The following is an 18,649-nucleotide window of genomic DNA, read 5'->3' on the forward strand; positions in this document are numbered from 1 at the left end:
CGTAATTTTTGATACTTCCGTAAGTTAAACTTCGGGATCTATTGAAATACTGCGTTAGCAACGCACAAACATCAAGCAACAACCTATATTGGGGAGTCTGAACGTCGATTTTTCACGCTGTTCGTACGGTATAGTCACGAATTATTACAGCCTTAAGCCTTGAATATGCTACCATCCGTCATCATTTTAATGTCTAAACTTGGTGCAAGATCGCAAAGACGATCGTTTTAGTGAACAAATATGAGCCAATACTGAGCACCAATAAATCAATAGAAAGAGAAAAAACGTCATGAACATTGATTTGAACCTAATTCCTCAAACGTTCGATATGCTTCACGCTGGCCTAACCGCATCGAGCGTTTTGCTTCTTCTAGTTGCAGTGTCGCGCAAATCAAAAGTGGTCGAGAAAGTGGTAGAAAAACCAGTCGAGAAAATCGTCGAGGTTGAGAAACCAGTTGAGAAGATCGTTGAAGTAGAAAAAGTAGTAGAAGTAGAGAAAGTCGTAGAGCGTGTTGTAGAAGTTGAATCAAAACTTGCAACCGCATCAACAGACTCTGCAATGCAGCTGCTTTCTATCATGCAACAAGAAGCTCGTCTGATTGACTTCTTAAAAGAAGACCTAACGTCATTCTCTGATGAAGAAGTAGGCGCAGCCGCTCGCGTAATCCACACTGGTGGTCAGAAAGTACTGAACGACTACGTGACGCTAGCGCACGTTCGTAACGAAGACGAAGAAACTCGCATTACGGTTGAAGAAGGCTTCAACCCACAAGAAATCCGCCTAACTGGCAACGTAACAGGCAGCGCGCCATTTAACGGCACGCTAGTTCACAAAGGTTGGAAGGCAACATCAATGACGTTGCCTAAACTGGCTGAGAACTACGACGCATCTGTGATCGCTCCAGCTGAGGTTGAGCTGTAATGGAACACATGAACCAAGAAAACCATTCTCAAGAAGCGTCTGTTGAAACTCAACAGACGCCTAAATTCAGTGTTGGTATCGACTTAGGTACAACACACTGTGTGATGTCTTTTGTTGATACTCACGACGAAGACGCTCGCGTTGAAGTGATGCCTATCCCGCAGTTGACTGCGCCGGGTACGGTAGAGACTCGCAGCCAATTAGGCTCTTTCCTTTACCAACCACACGAACACGAAATGAACCCGCAATCACGCGTTCTTCCGTGGTCGAGCGAGCCAAAAGCTCTAGTTGGTGCAATTGCACGTAACCTAGGTTCAAAAACACCAATTCGTCTTGTTGCAAGTGCGAAATCTTGGCTTTGCCACGCAGGTGTGAACCGTCGTGATGCTTTCCTGCCAGCAGGTAGCCCAGAAGAAGTGGAAAAAGTATCCCCTCTTCGTGCGACAGAGCTTTACCTAGAGCACCTAAAAGACGCTTGGAATCACGCGAACCCAAATCACAACCTTGCCGATCAAGACGTAACCATTACGGTTCCTGCTTCTTTTGATCCTGCTGCTCGCGATCTAACTGCAGAAGCAGCACGCAACGTTGGTTTTGTGCACCTAACACTTCTAGAAGAGCCACAAGCTGCACTTTACAACTGGATCGATAACAGCAACGACAAATGGCGCGACGAAGTTGAAGTTGGCGACATCGTGCTTGTGGTCGATATCGGTGGTGGTACAACCGACCTTTCTTTGGTTGAAGTAACTGAAGACGACGGCAACCTAACTCTGAACCGTATCGCGGTAGGCGAACACATCCTACTTGGCGGTGACAACATGGATCTTGCACTTGCGTACCGCTTGAAGATGAAGCTAGCCCAAGAAGGTAAAGAGCTACAGCCATGGCAAGTTCAGGCAATGACACACGCATGTCGTGACGCGAAAGAAGCGTTATTGAACGACAGCGAACTTCAGTCAGTGCCAATCGTAGTACCAAGCCGTGGTTCTAAACTGCTTGGCGCAACGCTGAAAACAGAACTGACTCAAGAAGAAGTACAACAAACACTGGTTGATGGCTTCTTCCCTCAAGTTGCAATTACTGACCACCCTGTTCAACGTAACCGTGGTGCACTAACGCAAATGGGTCTGCCTTACGCACAAGATGCAGGCATTACTCGTCACATTGCAGCGTTCTTGTCTAAGCAAGCCAATGCTCTTTCTACTTCAGGAAATGGCGCAGAAGCAGCAGCTCAAGATTTCAACCCATTCGCTAACATGCCTGGTATGCCAGGTTCGGATGCAGCGCAGTCAGCTGACTTCATCAAGCCAACCGCAATCCTATTCAACGGTGGTGTTCTGAAATCGAAACTTCTAGCAACTCGTCTAGAAGACACGATCAACGAATGGCTAATTGAAGCAGATGCAGAAATGGCAAAACGCCTAACAGGTGTGGATCTAGACCTTGCAGTTGCTAGCGGTGCGGCTTACTACGGCTCTGTGCGTCGTGGTCAGGGCGTTCGTATCCGTGGTGGTATTGCTTCGGCGTACTACGTGGGTATCGAAAGTGCGATGCCAGCTATTCCGGGCATGGCGCCGCCAATGGAAGCACTTTGTGTTGCACCATTTGGTATGGAAGAAGGCTCAAGCGTTGACGTACCAAGCCAAGAGTTTGGTTTGATCATCGGCCAGCCAGTTAACTTCCAATTCTTCGGCTCAACGGTTCGTCGTGATGACCTAGCAGGTACTCACCTAGACTACTGGGCACCAGAAGAGCTTGAAGAGCTTCCAGAGATCCAAGTAACGCTGCCTGTATCTGAAGGTCGTCGTGAAGGCGAAGTGGTTCCAGTAACCCTAGCCTCTCGCGTCACTGAGCTTGGTACGCTTTACTTAGAAGCCATTGCCGCTGATAACGGTCAAAAATGGCATGTTGAGTTCGATGTGCGCGAAGACGCGAAAAGCAACTCAAACGAAGAAGAATAAATAGAAATCAAACGGCATCCAATCGGGTGCCGTTTTTAAATACACGAAGGTTTGTATGGCATCTCCTCGTTTTCTTGTTGGTATTGACCTTGGCACCACAAACACTGTGGTGGCGTATTGTGAAATTACCGACAACCTTGAACAATCCGAAGTATCCCTATTCGACATCGACCAATTGATTGGTCCGGGTGAAGTGGTTCGTAAACCATTGCTGCCCTCTTTCCGCTATCACCCTGCGGTTGGTCAAATCTCCCCTTCTGACCTAACACTCCCTTGGGAAAACGAACCTGTCTCTGGCGACATTAGTAATGTGATCGTGGGTGAATGGGCTCGTGAATTAGGCGCGAAGGTGGAAGGACGTCAGGTATCCAGTGCAAAAAGCTGGCTATCGCACCAAGCAGTTGATCGTAGCTCAGACATTCTCCCTTGGGCTGGCGCGCAAGACGTAGATAAAGTCTCGCCCGTCATTGCCAGCGCAAGCTACCTTAACCACATTCGTCAAGCATGGAACTACCGACATCCTAGTAACAAGCTAGAAGACCAAGATGTGGTTGTGACCGTTCCAGCGTCGTTCGATGAAACCGCTCGTAAGCTCACGCTTGAAGCCGCAGAGTTGGCAGGTTTAAAGAAAATCGTCCTGCTCGAAGAGCCACAAGCCGTATGTTACGACTGGTACGCACGCCATCAGAAAACCGCAGCTGATGAGCTCAAAGAGTTACCGCTGATTCTGGTGTGCGATGTGGGCGGTGGTACCACCGACTTAAGCTTGATTGAAGCAAGTTTCTCTTCTCAAGATGAGCTAGCCCTTGACCGCATTGGCGTTGGCGAACACTTGATGCTTGGTGGTGATAACCTCGATTTAGCATTAGCACACCTTGCAGAAAGCCGCTTCAACCAAAGTAAGAAGCTCACTGCCGCAAGCCTGACTAAGTTGATTCAGCAAACGCGTAAAGCGAAAGAAAACCTGCTTTCAGCGAATGCACCTGAAGAAGTGAAAATCACCATGCTGGGCAGCGGCTCGAAACTTCTTGGCGGAACAAAGAGTATTGGGCTGAGCAAACAAGAAGTGCACCAAATCGCTTTAGATGGCTTCTTCCCGCTTTCTGATTTCAGTGAAGTACCAGATAAACGCCGCAGCGCGGTTGTCGAGTTTGGTCTTCCATACGTTGCCGACCCAGCAGTGAGCAAACACGTTGCCGAGTTCTTAACGACGCATCAGCAAGTCTCTCGTGCCGCACTTGGCATTGAAGACGACAAACAAAATGCCATTCCAGTCGGTTTGCTACTCAATGGTGGTGTGTTCAACAGTGAGCTTGTGACTGAGCGTGTCACTACCCTACTTTCCGATTGGCGCGGCGCACCAGTTACGGTATTAGACAACCCACATCCAGATTGGTCGGTTGCACTGGGTGCTGTTGCATTTGGTAAAGCGCGTCGTGGCGCACAACTTAAAATTGGTGGTGGCGCAGCGCGTTCTTACTTCTTGCATCTTCAAGAAAAGAACAAGATGGGCAAAGCGCTCTGTTTGCTTGCAAAAGGCACAGAAGAAGGACACGAGATCCGATTAAGTGGTCGCCGCTTCTCGCTTACCCTAGGTGAGCCCGTTCGCTTTAACCTGCTGACTTCTACCCACGACACCTTAACCAATAACACCGCCATTCAAAACGGTGTAATGGTTGACGTTGATCCGGACTTGTTTGCTCCCCTGCCGCCTTATATCACCACCCTTGAAGGTGAAGGTGCCGAACTGCAAGCCAACCAGAAAGAGCGCGTAGAAGTGCAACTGGCGTGTCAGTTGACTGAAGTCGGCACGCTTAAGATGGAATGTGTCAGCGCAGAAGACGACAACAAACGTTGGGAGCTAGAATTCGAAGTTCGTAACAAGCAAACCGATGACAGCGAGCAAGTTAAACTTCACCCTAAGTTGAACGAATGTAAGGAGCTGATCGCTCGCCTTTACAGCGGTAATAAGAAAAGCGCGGAAAGCAAAGAGATCAAAACCTTAGCCAAAGATCTTGAGAAGAAACTTGGCAAACGCGATGAATGGGATTTCACGACCCTACGTCAACTGTTCGATACCTTTGCACAAGGTCGTAAGCGTCGCCGCCGTTCAGAACAACACGAGAAAAACTGGCTTCGTTTAGCTGGCTTTGCACTGCGTCCGGGCTTTGGCGATCCAACCGACTCATGGCGTATTGAGCAAGTTTGGGGTCTCTACCAACAAAACATTCAGTTTAAGAACCATCAAGGTTGGACCGACTGGTGGGTGTTCTGGCGTCGTATCGCAGGTGGCTTGAGCCAAGAGCAACAAGAGACCATCTTGGCGGACATCGCGAAATACCTACACCCTGGCGCGATGAAAAACCCACAATCCGCCAAAGCAGCGCAAGACATGGGTTACGAGTCGATGGTTCGCTTGTCTGCCTCTCTAGAGCATCTAGAAGTCGAAGACAAAGTTCTATTGGCTACGTGGTTCTTGAGCAAAGCCATCAACCATAACCAGTTCGAACAAGCACACTGGTGGGCAATGGGCCGCTTGGCATCACGGACGCCTTTATATGGCAGTCAGCATAACGTCGTTCCTCGTGAACAAGCGGAACAGTGGTTGCCTAAGCTGTTAGAGCAGAACTGGCAGAAAGAGCCAATGATCGCGTTTGCAGCTGTAATGATTTGTCGTAAGACGGGCGACCGCCTATTTGATATCTCAGACGACTACCGTGAGCAGGTACTGGCTAAGTTGAAGCAAAGCAAGGTGCCTGAATCTTGGGTATCATTGGTTGAAGAAGTCAAAGAGCTATCTGAGAGCGAATCGAAGCGTATCTTCGGTGATGCACTCCCAAGCGGCCTGACGCTGGTAAATAACTAAGCTCCCATGCTCATAAAAGCAACAAAGCCCTTCTCGTGAAGGGCTTTGTTTTATCTGGTTCTAATAGCTGACGATAGTCGACTCGTTAGTTCATTTCCGTATTGATTACCACATCACGCGTTTCATTATCCATATCACTGATGCCGACCACTGAGATTTCACGGTCAGATAAATTCTCAATCATGCTGTCTTCTAACCCACCATCCGTCATCCACGCATAGAATTTTTCTGCAATACGATCCGAACCTTCTCCGACAAACGTTAATGTGACCTTCTTCATTTGTGACACTCCATCAATTTACGATTCAGCCACTTAAGCGTAGTATGTTTCGCAAATATCGACATAAACTAGGACTAACTTCTTTTATGAGTATCGAAAAATTTGACGCGATTTATCAGCGCGCTGCCGAGCGTAAAGGTGGTGAAGATCAACTTGAAGCGCTTTTGTCTCATCCACTAAGCAAAGAAGAACTGGCAGCGATTCCCGACGACCGTTGGCTGGCCGCTTTTTCGATGAAAGTATTCCAAAGTGGGATTTCGTGGAGCGTGGTTCGCAACAAGTGGCCGAACTTCGAAGAAGTGTTCTTTGGGTTTAAGATTGAGCCGCTATTGATGCTGTCGGATGAGCAATGGGAAACCAAAGCAACCGACAAACGCATTATTCGCCACCTCACTAAAGTCATGTCGATCCCTGCCAACGCACGTATGATCCACGAAGCAAAAATCGAATACGGCTCGTTTGGCAAAATGGTTGCCGATTGGCCGCAAGAGAAAATCACCGACCTATGGGCGTATTTGAAGAAACGCGGTAATCGCCTAGGTGGCAATACCGGTCCTTACACACTTCGTCAAATGGGCGTTGATACCTTCATCTTGTCTAGCGACGTTGAAGCTTACCTACGTAATTGCAAGATCATTGAAGGTGGCAAAGATACGAAAAAATCGCTCGATGCCACCAACAAAGCGTTTGTTCAATGGCAGCAAGAAAGTGGCAGAAGCCTGACTGAAATCAGTCAAGTCATTGCATTTAGTACCGGCGACAACCGCATTTAATCCAGACTGAACACAAAATAAAAACGGCGCACTGATAATTGTTAGTGCGCCGTTTTTATTTTCATTGGTCTATTTCACCTAAACACAGGCTTACTTTGAAGCCAGTGATTCCCACTCCGTCAGTAGCTGCATAATACGGTGAGAGTCTTCCCATGTTGCACAAGGGTTCTCTAACGATGTACGCCCTGCTTCAACCGCTTGGCGAATATTGCGCACTTGATAGAAGAAAGCGTCTCCAGCTGCCGATACAGACAGCTCGCGCTTCGACGTCTCGTAAATTTCCATACTAAACTGGTTGTCTTGCGTTGGTAGCCATGGATTCGAGTCTAACGTAATACTGCCTTTACTACCCAGAATAGTGAATTGGTGTTTCAATCCATGATCTTCGGCGGTGTGTAAGCTCGCCGTTTGTTGCTCACCGAATTGCATCATCAAACTCGATTCACAGATATTCCCATCGTTACCTCGTCGACCAATCGCCGTCATAGAGCGGTTTCCAAAGGCTTGTTCACCCAACATGGTTTTCACCACCAAATGCACTAATGACATTGGGTAGCAACCTAAGTTATACAAAGCACCTTTGCTGTCTGGATTAACAAACTGCGCAATCGACGCAATATAAGACGTATGGATGGAGCGAAGTTCACCAAGCTCTCCCGATTTAAGCACAGAAACCAACTCGCTGATCAATGGGTGATGTAAGTACATCAAACCCTCAGCAAAGAATACCTTGTGCGTTTCGACTGCTTTTAGTGCCAACTCGGTTTTTTCCATATCTACCGACAGTGACTTTTCACACAGGATCGCTTTTCCCTGCTCTGCCGCTTTAACGATAAAGTCATGATGAAGGTGATTTGGCAATGCTATGTAAATAATGTCGACTTGCTCATCGGCAATCAACGCATCGTAATCGTTGAACGTATTCTCGATGCCATATTGCTCAGCGAATGTCTTTAAGTTCTGCTCCGAACGCCCAGCAACCGCGTACAGTTCACTCTTGTCATCGCCTTGGATTGCCTCAGCCATGACACCTGAGATAAAGCTTGTGCCTAGAATACCCCATTTCATGTTCGCCTCTCCTATTGAGCTTGGGTTTCGAATGCTTGAACTAACTCTGCCATTTCAGCCGCAATAAACGCTTGTGTATGCGGCATAGCAAAATGCGCTTCAATCGCGGCGCGGTTTTCATATCGCTCCCAAAGAATCACACGTTGTGGATCTTTAGAATCGTAGGTCGCATTCGCTTGCAAGCACCCCGCTTCGCTTTGCATATCAAGGCAAAATTGTTCAATGGCTTCAACCACTTGTTGTCTTGGCTTATCGGCATTCATTTTCAGTTCGGCGGTAACAAAAATCGTCTCGCTCATGATGGATCTCTTTCTCCATTCTTAATCATACGCCCACTGTAATTAACCTCATTTGATTGATAAACTCTGCTGTAGTTATTTCTTTATCAACTCTGGGTGTGCAATGGATAAATTAACAAGCATGAAAGTTTTCGCTTACGTGGTCGAACACGGCAGCTTTCGTAATGCTGCACACCACTTTGATATTTCACCGACTATGGTTGGCAAGCACGTGAGCTTTCTTGAGCAAAGCTTAGGTACACAGCTGATTCATCGCACCACGCGTAAACAGTCCCTGACCGAAGCCGGCAGACTCTACTACCAAGAGTGCCACCGCATTATTGAAGACATCACCAACGCAGAGAACCTGATCCAGACGCTGATCAACCGTCCAACCGGAACAGTAAAAGTTAACTGCCCTGTCACGTATGGCAAAAAGGTCATTGCTCCTATCGTGGCTGACTTCTTAGCTGAATTTCCCGATTTGAACGTTGAGCTGATGTTGGACAACAATTTGATTGACCCATATCGAAGCGAAGCAGACGTGATTATTCGAATCGGTGAGTTGGTCGATTCGTCGTTAGTCGCGAGAAAATTGGGTGAATACCACATGACTTACTGCGCCTCACCCTCTTACCTTGAACAACATGCCCCTATCCAATCGCTTGATGACCTTGAACATCATCATTGTTTGGGGTTTCAGTATCACCAAGGAGAAAGCCAACAAGTGGTGAACATGCCATCTAATACCTTTGGAAACAGCAACACCCGATTAACGTCTAATAATGGCGATGTACTTAAGTTTGCCGCGTTAAAAGGCTCTGGTGTTCTTCTGCAACCAAAGATCTTAGTTGAACAGGAAATCCAATCTGGCGCCTTGGTAGAAATTCTCCATTCACACATTCCCAAGCCAAAACCGATCCACCTGCTTTACCGTTCAAAACAGCTTTCCCTTAAAAATCGCACCTTAGTCGATTTTGTTCTTTCGCATGTGAATCCGTAACGCCCCACATAAAGCGGCGACAATTTAACCATTTAATTAACTTTTATTGTCGATATGACAAATATTATTGCTTGTTAATTGTCTTTATTTTTCATGTTGTTAGTCAGAAACACCCATAACTAGGCATAATTTATTGATTCACACCAATTGCATTGCTCTGACAAAGTGACTAGGATTGCCGCCTTTCCTGAGTGAACTATCAAAAAAATATCGAGAAATTTAATCTAATTTCTCTTCCTGTTCGTGTGCAATCACAACATTTACACTCATTTCAAATTGCATAAGCACATTCCTTTGCTTATGAAAACGACATTGATTTCTCAACGCTGTTAGTCACGTATGTGGCTTTTTGGCTTGAGAGAGATTTTTATTCAAGGTAGGTCACAAGGACGCTACCCCTTGACTGCATTTACTGGAGGATAAGATGCCTAAAGGTCTAATGCTGACTGACTTAGCCATCGCTGGCTTACTATTAATTTTGGCAAAAGTCATTCGCGTTCACGCGCCATTATTACAGCGTATGTACATTCCATCGGCGGTTCTCGCAGGATTATTCGGTCTAATTTTTGGACCAGCCCTGTTAGACGTACTGCCTTGGACCGATACGTTTACCGCTAACGCAAGCCTATTAACTGCTGCACTTTTTTCTGCGTTAGGTCTGGCAACGGATGTTCCATCACCTAAAACCGTCGCACAGCGTGCTGGCTCATTGTGGGCGTTTAACCAAATCGCTTCTGTTTCTCAGTGGTTGTTTGCAGCAATGTTTGGTCTAGTTCTCACAACCTTCTTCTGGCCAGAGATTAATCCTGGCTTTGGTGTGACAATGTCTGCGGGCTTTATGGGCGGACATGGCTCTGCATCTGTTGTTGGTGAAATCTTCACGGGGCTTGGCTGGGAAGATGGCTTCACACTTGGCTTAACGTTCGCAACCGTGGGTATTTTCATCTCGATTTCTGTCGGCATGCTCATGCTGCAATTCGCATTGAAGATGGGTTGGATTCGTAGCTTTACGACCTTCGACAGCATGGACGAACACGAACGCAAAGGCCTTGTTAAGCCTGATGATCAAGAACCGGTAATGAAAGACACCATGTCTTCCCTGTCGGTTGATTCTTTCGCGATTCACGCTGCGTTAGTGGTTGTCGTAACCGCTTTCTCTTATGTCGCCGCCAACTACTTGTCTTCTTTCCACGATAAGGTGCAGATCCCGACGTTTGTAACTGGCTTCCTTGGCGGCATGCTTGTGCGAATCATCGCGAAACAAACCAAAGCTTCACGCTATCTTTGTGACGGTGCATTCAAACACGCTGCGGGCATCAGTACCGATTATTTGATTATCTTTGGTATCTCAGCCATCAAGATTACCGTCTTAGCCCAGTATTTAATGCCGATGGTAGTGCTTGCAATCGGCGGTATCGCCTTCACACTATGGCTAATCTTCTGGGTTGCCCCACGTATCATGGGCGAAGATTGGTTCGAGAAAGGCATTTTCTCTTGGGGTTGGTTAACCGGTACGGTTGCCATGGGTATTGCGTTACTTCGTATTGTTGATCCCAAAATGCGTAGCAAAGTACTTGATGATTACGCCATAGCTTATGTCCCTGGCTCAATCACTGACATCTTCATCATCTCTTTGATGCCAATCGCGATGTATAACGGCATGCACTGGCAAGCGCTTGGTGTAGGATTAGGTTACATCGCAATTGTCTTATTTATTTGGCGATTCATTTTTAAACGTAACAGCAGTGCTCTGACACACGAATCTTAGTCGCTTTACTCGGGAGGATTTTATCCTCTCGAGTTCATTCCTTGGTTTTTATCAAAATCACTCCTCATCTCGAAAATAAGCAACTTGTTTTATATTTGAGATTTGCAATCCCGATCTCTTACTATCATTCTTTTTTAATACTTGACCTGAAAGTTTCTATATCAGAATAGCCGCCTATTCGTTTCTAAAACATGGAGAAAGGCTGTGCGTCGCTCTCAAGGATTTACTCTTATTGAACTCATTGTGTGCATCATCATTCTTGGTATTGTAAGCGTCGTTGCATTTCCTAAATTTCTTGGCTTACAAAAAGATGCCAGAGTGGCGGTTCTATATGGAGCCAGAGAAGCACTCATGACCGCCAACAACTTTGTCTACACCAAAGCAGTGATTCAATCTCAAGAGACAGTAGATGGCGGCATACAATATAACATTGATCTAGATAATGACGGCCATAACGACCTAATTGGTTACTTTGGATTTATCAAAAATGTTATTCCAGCAAAAGAGCTAGCAGGCTTTGATCCGCAACTCACTATCAACACTTGGTATGGGGTAGATAGCCCAGACGAGCCCTACTTCCTTATTGGTTTTGCAAACAAGCCTGTTGGTCCAGAACATATGTGTTATGTCGAAGTTTACTACCCAGAAACTCCTGGTGGCCAAGTGAAATACAAAATACAAACTGACGATTGCTAATTCCCATAGAGAGTGGCAGTAACACTTTTACTTTTGGTGTCTTCATCGTTATTGCAAGGTAATGGCTCCAAAACCATCATTAACAACTATTTCACATAATGTCGTCGCACAATGAGCTCATAGAGATAAAACCAGTAATTTGCGCCGACACATGGCTATAATTGAAACAATCTATCGTTTTTAAACCCGCCTATAACTTGTGCTTGTAAACTCATCATTTCGCTCAATAATAGTTCTATAACAAATTCAATAATTTAAAGCGGGAGGCGTAATGAGAATATTCTGGCAGCTACGTTGGTATTTCCAACAAAAGTGGAGGCACTATGTCGGATCCATTCTGCTTTTCGCTGTTATATCAGCACTACAGCTTGTTCCGCCCAAAGCAGTTGGCATCATAGTTGATGGCGTCGTAGACAACACTTTAGATACAAATACGCTGATTCTATGGCTCTCAGGGTTAACTGTACTGATCTTTACTATTTATGGGTGTCGCATCTTATGGCGAATTTGGCTTTTCGGCGCAAGCTGGGAGCTCGGGACCATTCTACGTAACCGTCTATATAGGCATTTATCGACACAGCCACCTCGTTTTTTTGAACGTTACAAGACGGGGGATCTGATGGCTCGTGGCACTAATGATGTGCGTAATATCGTTATGACTGCCGGCGAAGGGGTTTTAACCGCCGCAGACTCTTTGATCACTGGTATTGCGGTTTTAATCATTATGGTAACGCAAGTAAGCTGGAAGCTCACCGTAATGGCGCTTCTTCCAATGCCATTTCTTGCCATCATCATCTTCTTTATTGTGCGTATCCTACATCAACGCTTTCGTGTCGCTCAGGAAGCCTTTTCTACCATGTCAGACATGACACAAGAGTCACTTAATGGCGTGCGAATGCTGCGTGCTTTCGGATTAGAAAACCAAGAGCAGCAACGTTTTGAAGAGGTTGTGGATGATACTGGCGAAAAGAACATCGCTGTCGCAAGAGTCGATGCTAGATTTGACCCGGCAATTCAGTTAACCATCGGTCTTTCTTTCCTTCTTAGTGTCGCTGCTGGTGCTTACCTTGTTGATAAAGGTGAGATCACGCTTGGTGATCTGACCGCATTTACGATGTATTTAGGGTTGATGATATGGCCGATGCTGGCATTCGCATTCCTATTTAACATTTTAGAAAGAGGCTCTGCTGCATGGAACCGATTACAAGAGATCTTTGATGAAAAGCCAGAAATTATCAGTGGCAATAAGCCAATAGAAAATAAACCACTTCCGTTGAAAATTGATATCGACGATTTCCACTGGTCTAGTGATTTACCGCCCGCTTTGACGGAAGTAAACATCGAACTTGAACCCGGAAAAATGTTGGGAGTTGCAGGGCCTGTAGGAAGCGGAAAATCGACCCTGTTAACACTACTTTTGCGTCAACATGATTTAGAAAACGGCTCAATTAAATTCGGTGATGTCGAGATCAAGGATGCCCTACTTCCACAGTGGCGCAACCGTTTTGCTGTCGTTAACCAAAGTCCGTTTCTATTCTCCAAATCTATCTTCGACAATATTGCCTTAGGCAACCCTAATGCAGAGAAAGAAGAAGTCTATAGAGCAGCAAAGTTAGCCTGTATACATGACGATATTGAGAAGTTTCCTGAAGGCTACCAAACAGAAGTTGGTGAAAAAGGCATTACACTCTCCGGCGGGCAAAAACAACGTATTGCGATAGCACGCGCTATGCTGCTGAATGCCCAAGTGTTGGTTTTGGACGATGCACTTTCCGCTGTTGATGGACGGACCGAACATCAAATCCTTAAGAATTTGGAAACACACTACCGTGATCAAGCCCTAATCGTTATTGCACACCGCCTCACCGCATTGGAAGCAGCAGACGAGATCATTGTCTTGAATCACGGCCACATTACTGAACGTGGGCAACATAGCGCTTTATTAGCGCATCAGGGATGGTACGCCGAAATGTTCGAGTACCAAAAACTAGAACAGGCGATGGAGGAATAATGAATGAACCAGACCAGCACGTTTAAACGGTTAATGTCTTACCCATTATCTCAACCAAAGCCAATGATTAAAGGACTCGCCTTGCTGTTTATTGCAGCGTTAGCTAGCGCCGGCGGCCCTTGGTTGATTCAATATTTCATTGATGAGCACATCGCTAAAGGTGACTATTCACAAAATGTTCTGATTTCGCTAGCAGTAGGTTATATCGCTCTTCAGATCGTATCGGCAACATTCCAGTATTTTCAGTCATTGCAATTTAGCATTGTCGCGGCTAACACGATCAAAGCGATTCGTAAGCAAGTATTTTCTGGCGTGATTAAGCAGCCGTTATCTGCGTTTGATTACACGCCTGCTGGAAAATTGGTGTCGCGAATCACCAACGATACGGAATCTTTACAGCAATTTTATGAGCTTTTGATCGCGACCGTGGTGAAAAACGTGGTCATGATTGTCGTAATGCTTGGCGTTATGTTTTTCATGAGTTGGAAGCTCACACTCGTTGTGCTTGTATTGCTGCCGATCGTCATCGGCTTTATGTACTTGTTTAAGCAGCTAAGTACAGAAAGCTACCGAAAGATGCGTGACCTATTGACTGATATAAATGCGAATCTGAGTGAATCCATTCAAGGGATGAGTGTCATTCAATTAATGCAACAAGAAGAGCGTTTTAATAAACAGTTCAACGAGCTAACCGCAGAGCATCTGGTGGCATCTAAACGAGTGATTCGGCTAAACGGCTATCTGCTAAGACCCTTAATGGATTTGCTCGCTGGTCTTGCGTTGCTTTGCTTGGTTGCGATCTTTGGTTTTAATGGTATTGAGTTGATTGGTGTGGGGGTACTGTATGCATTTATCAGTTATCTTGCGCGAGTTACTGAACCACTAATTGAGATGACTCAGCAACTTGCTCTACTTCAGCAGGCGTTAGTATCAAGCGAACGTGTTTTTGAATTGATTGATGCGAAAGAACAAACTTACGGGGGCGATCATCAACCATTAAGGTCAGGTGCTATCGAACTTAAAGACCTCACATTTAGCTACGATGGTAAACAGGACGTCCTAAAAGACATTTCGTTGAAGGCCAACCACCAAGACTTTATCGCGCTTGTCGGGCATACAGGAAGCGGTAAAAGCACATTAGCGTCACTGTTAATGGGCTTTTATCCAACGCAATGTGGTGAACTGCTCATAGATGGTCGTCCACTTAAAACATTAGGGAAAGACGTACTTCGCAAAGATGTGGCAATGGTTCAACAAGATCCACATATTCTCCCTGCTTCAGTCAGAGAAAACATCTCTCTCAGTCGGGCGGTTGATGACAATCAAATATGGGATGCGTTAGACAAGGTAGGTTTGGCAGAACAAATTCATCGTTACCCTAACGGGCTAGACACGCAGTTAGGTCAAGGCGAAACTAATTTATCTGCAGGTCAGAAACAGCTTTTGGCGTTAGCACGTGTGCTTGTGGTAAAACCTAAGATATTGATATTAGATGAAGCAACCGCAAATATTGACTCAGGAACAGAGGCTTTAATCCAAAAGAGCTTGGCGGTCCTCAGACAAGACATGACGCTCGTTGTTATTGCTCATCGGCTTTCAACTATCTTAGATGCAGACCAAATCATTGTTCTTCATCATGGGGAGTTAGTCGAGAAAGGCACACACAAAGCACTCTTAACGCAAAATGGTCGTTATGCTCAAATGTATCAGTTACAGCAAGCAAACCGACACCTACAACAGATTGAAGAAGACACCAAGCAACTCGAAGAAGCGGTGTGATTTTATGCCCGTGCCTTCTTTTATTTAGTCGGCATGGGCATAATTGGTGTAACTTCAAAATTTAGCCTTGTAAGCTTCCAATTTCTTCATAATGTGAACTAATTTTCTATTTCTTACCTATTATTGACATAACCCCTCGCTATATCACGCAAGGTCGTTGTAAAATCGTACGGTACTTAAGTCTACTGCCTGTGGCATTGGGCTGAATTCCGCTTTCTAATTATGCACATTAATCTCATGACACAAGTCCATGGACAAAGATAAGTTTACTAACATCTATCGCTTGCCTGGTTCGATTCAAATTCGTATCGGTAAATGGCAAAAGACGTTCCGCGGCACCTCTGATTTAGTTTTACATCAGGCGCTAATGGAGCGTAATAAGCAATTTAAGAAGCCAGACTTTTTACCTAAAGGCTGGTGTGTCACTCCTGTTGATGAAAACGACATTACCATTACGCATCACGGTAAATATATCCAAACCGTTATGCGCACAATGCTGGACAGAAAGGTCTCATACAAGCGACTGTTCCTATCTCGAATGAGTCTCGAAGATGGTGAAAAAGTGCTCCACAATTACAAGCTGGAGTGGGTAAGAAAACATAACCAGATCGCCAAAAAGTACAATCAAATTAAAAAGAAACAATATATGAACTTTGCAAGAGAAGAAGAGGAAACCCTCTACCCTTCGATTCCAAAGGGTGAGTTTGACAAAACATTATGGAACAAACTTGTCGTATCATCGTTTGGTCCGCAGAAAAAGTACAAAAACCCGCACTTTGTCCGTAAAGCCGATTTCTAAATAAACACCCCTAAAGTTAGGGGTGTTTATTTATACGTTAACTCACCAGTCGTAAGTTAAACTTGCAATAACATTTTGTCGGTCGCCATACCAACAAAAACCATCACATGTCGCTATGTACTTTTTATCCGCGATGTTTTTAGCTGCGACTTGTAGCTTGTAATCGCCGATTCGATAACTGACCGTCGCATCCATTAAGAAATAACTTGGTACTTTTAGTCTCTCTTCATTGTCTCCGTATGACTCACCTGTATAGCGCGCGCCTAAGCCAACAGCAAAGCCATCAAGAGGTCCATCAAAGAAACGATAATGTGCCCAAGCTGATGATACGGTATTCGCCACTTGGGAAGGTGTTTTGCCAACCCATGCCTTATTGATGTCTTCTTTTATCTCTGCATCAACGTACGCAATGTTCCCGATCAATGTTAAGGATGGTGTCACATTAGCTACAGCTTCAAACTCAACGCCGTTATTTTCTATTTTTCCTATTTGCGTTAATTCACTCAAGTAGATACGAGCCAAGTTTTCTTTTGTTGCCCGATACGTTGCAATATTGAAATAGCCATCAAATGAATCCGGTTGGTATTTCATACCGATTTCAAATTGATCACCGCTTTCAGGCTTCGCTGGCTTACCATTGCTGTCTTCTTGAATAATTGGATCAAAGTACTGAGAGTAACTAAAGTATGGCGTGAAGCCAGAATTAGAAATATAAGCCGTTCCCACGCTAAACGTCCACTCTCCATGATCGACTTTCGTGCGAGCACCCGTGGTAACATTATGTACTTCATTACTTGTATCGTCGTAACGTGCGCCCAATAACATCGCCCATTTATCGTTGATCAGCATATGATCTTGAAAGTAGACGCCGAGCTGCTGATTATCGATTTTCGTTCTTTGTTTATCGGTTTCGCTCAATGGTTGTAGCGTATTCGGATCGAGTAACATTATGTTATCCGAATAAGTAGGATTAAATACATTAAACCTAGGATCGGGCAAAGCTCCCATTGGTGTGTTTAATAATGCATTACCATTAGCAACGATAGGGTCATTGGCAAAATCTTTACCATCGATACTGATCATTTGAAAATCTATGCCCAACATCAAGTTATGCTCAACACTTCGCCAATTTACTTGGTGCATCAAACGATTATCGATATTAAAAGCATCAGATGACCCATCTTCTGTTGAAGCACCCCGAAGTATGGTTTTGCGTTCATTTGATGGGTCCAAAACCGGCCCCAACGCAGGCACGTCAGCCGAGTAAACGTACGAATACATTTGTCTTAGCTTAACATCCATTTCGCTGTAACGAGCTGCTTGAGCAAATGAAGTGGTATCATTAAATGCATGAGAAAACTCATAGCCTAAAGACACCTGCTCACGCTCAAACGTCTCCCAGTTAGGATTGCCTATCGCTAAACTATCACTGATCTTTCCATTTTTGTTTGGCGTTAACGTTCCTTCAACTGGCAAAAATTGCAGATAAGGATCTGAGTCGTCTTTTTGATAGCTCGCTAGAAAGGTAATTTCAGACGTCTCATTAAATTTGTACGTCATCGATGGAGAGAAAAGAATGCGCTCTGCTTCTACCCCACTAATTCTCGTCCCATTTTTTCTCGCTAACCCTTGAAAGCGAAAAGCTAGCTGCTCACTCACCTCAGAGTTTACGTCAAGAGAAAGTTGTTTACGGTCTTCAGAACCGTACTCCAAAGATACAAGTCCTGACCCCCCATCAAATTGAGGTCTCTTACTGACAAGATTGATAACCCCACCTGGAGGGTTTTGCCCATAAAGAACAGACGCTGCACCACGTAAAACTTCAACCCTCTCTAACGCAAACGGATCTATTTGCCAACTATAGAAGCCAGAAGAATATAAACGGGTACCATCTTGATACAACCCACTGTTCGCCTGTTTAAAACCACGAATAATAAACCAATCTTGCTTGTTATCTTCGCCAAAATAATTGGTTTGAATGCTTGGTGTGTACTGTAGCGCGTCAGAAATGCTAATAGAGGCACGATCATCCATTTGCTCTCGCGTAACAACAGACACCGCTCTTGGAGTCTCATTGATAGCAATATCAGTTTTCGTCGCTGCCCGACTCTTCGCTCCGAGATAACTAAAATCCGGACCAACTGCACTGTCTTGCTGCTGTCCAATCACAACTATATTTTCATCTTCCTGAGCCAAGACATTTGGCGTTGATAAAGCTAATACAACCGCCATCGACGTTGGTGTCAGCATAAACTGCCGAGTCATATTCTTCTCCTTTTTGTCGGCAGCCAAACCAACCCTTCATGACTTCAGCGACCGCTGAAAGAAAAGCGAGTTACGGCATCGCCAGTTGTTTCCGTAAAAGACAAACCAGAGGTTTTGCATAAAGCACTCGCATAGGTTACGAATGCCACTACGAGTGCTTATTTGTATAAGTACTTT

14 protein-coding genes are annotated in these 18,649 nt (G+C 45.1%); 10 read left to right on the plus strand and 4 right to left on the minus strand.

Annotated features, from left to right (window positions below; translation table 11 throughout):
- Window positions 1-289 precede the first annotated feature (289 nt).
- From R7M92_RS09835 to R7M92_RS09845, 3 genes are read left to right on the plus strand one after another with little or no spacing between them, the layout of a single operon-like run.
- Window positions 290-922, plus strand: coding sequence for a DUF2760 domain-containing protein (locus R7M92_RS09835; protein WP_017634945.1), 633 nt, complete (start codon window positions 290-292; stop codon window positions 920-922).
- Window positions 922-2,886 (plus strand): Hsp70 family protein, encoded by a 1,965-nt coding sequence (locus R7M92_RS09840; protein WP_161440737.1) that lies wholly within the window; start codon window positions 922-924, stop codon window positions 2,884-2,886. The genes R7M92_RS09835 and R7M92_RS09840 overlap by 1 nt, the downstream gene beginning before the upstream one ends.
- A gap of 55 nt (window positions 2,887-2,941) precedes the next feature.
- Window positions 2,942-5,752: an Hsp70 family protein gene (locus tag R7M92_RS09845; RefSeq protein ID WP_318133270.1), complete on the plus strand. Its 2,811-nt coding sequence runs from the start codon at window positions 2,942-2,944 to the stop codon at window positions 5,750-5,752.
- 85 nt (window positions 5,753-5,837) lie between these two features.
- Here R7M92_RS09845 and R7M92_RS09850 read toward each other — a convergent pair whose 3' ends face one another.
- Window positions 5,838-6,032, minus strand: coding sequence for a hypothetical protein (locus R7M92_RS09850; protein ID WP_005377692.1), 195 nt, complete (start codon window positions 6,030-6,032; stop codon window positions 5,838-5,840).
- A gap of 86 nt (window positions 6,033-6,118) precedes the next feature.
- On the opposite strand from R7M92_RS09850, the gene R7M92_RS09855 reads away from it, so the two are divergent.
- The gene (locus tag R7M92_RS09855) at window positions 6,119-6,805 is read left to right on the plus strand and encodes a DNA-3-methyladenine glycosylase I (RefSeq protein WP_005533850.1); all 687 of its coding nucleotides are present in this window, start codon (window positions 6,119-6,121) and stop codon (window positions 6,803-6,805) included.
- 90 nt (window positions 6,806-6,895) lie between these two features.
- Here the strand turns inward: R7M92_RS09855 and R7M92_RS09860 are convergent, their stop codons facing one another.
- Together R7M92_RS09860 and R7M92_RS09865 are read right to left on the minus strand one after the other, a co-directional pair.
- On the minus strand, window positions 6,896-7,873 hold the full coding sequence (locus R7M92_RS09860) for a Gfo/Idh/MocA family protein (RefSeq protein ID WP_213968801.1): 978 nt from the start codon (window positions 7,871-7,873) through the stop codon (window positions 6,896-6,898).
- Window positions 7,874-7,884: 11 nt separating this feature from the next.
- Window positions 7,885-8,172 (minus strand): putative quinol monooxygenase, encoded by a 288-nt coding sequence (locus R7M92_RS09865; RefSeq protein ID WP_005389066.1) that lies wholly within the window; start codon window positions 8,170-8,172, stop codon window positions 7,885-7,887.
- 103 nt (window positions 8,173-8,275) lie between these two features.
- Between R7M92_RS09865 and R7M92_RS09870 the strand changes: the two genes are divergently transcribed.
- From R7M92_RS09870 to R7M92_RS09895, 6 genes are all read left to right on the plus strand, one after another.
- Window positions 8,276-9,154, plus strand: a complete 879-nt coding sequence (locus R7M92_RS09870; protein WP_213960862.1) for a LysR family transcriptional regulator — start codon at window positions 8,276-8,278, stop codon at window positions 9,152-9,154.
- A gap of 424 nt (window positions 9,155-9,578) precedes the next feature.
- Window positions 9,579-10,922, plus strand: a complete 1,344-nt coding sequence (locus R7M92_RS09875) for a sodium/glutamate symporter (protein ID WP_158156349.1) — start codon at window positions 9,579-9,581, stop codon at window positions 10,920-10,922.
- A gap of 204 nt (window positions 10,923-11,126) precedes the next feature.
- Entirely contained in the window at window positions 11,127-11,618 is a 492-nt protein-coding gene (locus tag R7M92_RS09880) for a type II secretion system protein (RefSeq protein ID WP_005377704.1), read from the plus strand.
- Window positions 11,619-11,889: 271 nt separating this feature from the next.
- Entirely contained in the window at window positions 11,890-13,629 is a 1,740-nt protein-coding gene (locus tag R7M92_RS09885) for an ABC transporter transmembrane domain-containing protein (RefSeq protein ID WP_065274505.1), read from the plus strand.
- 3 nt (window positions 13,630-13,632) lie between these two features.
- Window positions 13,633-15,408 carry an ABC transporter transmembrane domain-containing protein gene (locus R7M92_RS09890; RefSeq protein WP_169644495.1) on the plus strand — a complete coding sequence of 592 codons (1,776 nt, stop codon included), beginning with the start codon at window positions 13,633-13,635 and terminating at the stop codon, window positions 15,406-15,408.
- Between the two features lie 250 nt (window positions 15,409-15,658).
- Window positions 15,659-16,207: a hypothetical protein gene (locus tag R7M92_RS09895; protein ID WP_017820633.1), complete on the plus strand. Its 549-nt coding sequence runs from the start codon at window positions 15,659-15,661 to the stop codon at window positions 16,205-16,207.
- 42 nt (window positions 16,208-16,249) lie between these two features.
- Here the strand turns inward: R7M92_RS09895 and R7M92_RS09900 are convergent, their stop codons facing one another.
- Complete coding sequence (locus R7M92_RS09900) at window positions 16,250-18,472, minus strand: TonB-dependent siderophore receptor (protein ID WP_318133274.1); 2,223 nt, start codon at window positions 18,470-18,472, stop codon at window positions 16,250-16,252.
- Between the last annotated feature and the right edge of the window lie 177 nt (window positions 18,473-18,649).

The organism is Vibrio sp. Vb2880 (assembly GCF_033337975.1).
Taxonomy (GTDB): Bacteria; Pseudomonadota; Gammaproteobacteria; order Enterobacterales; family Vibrionaceae; genus Vibrio; species Vibrio alginolyticus.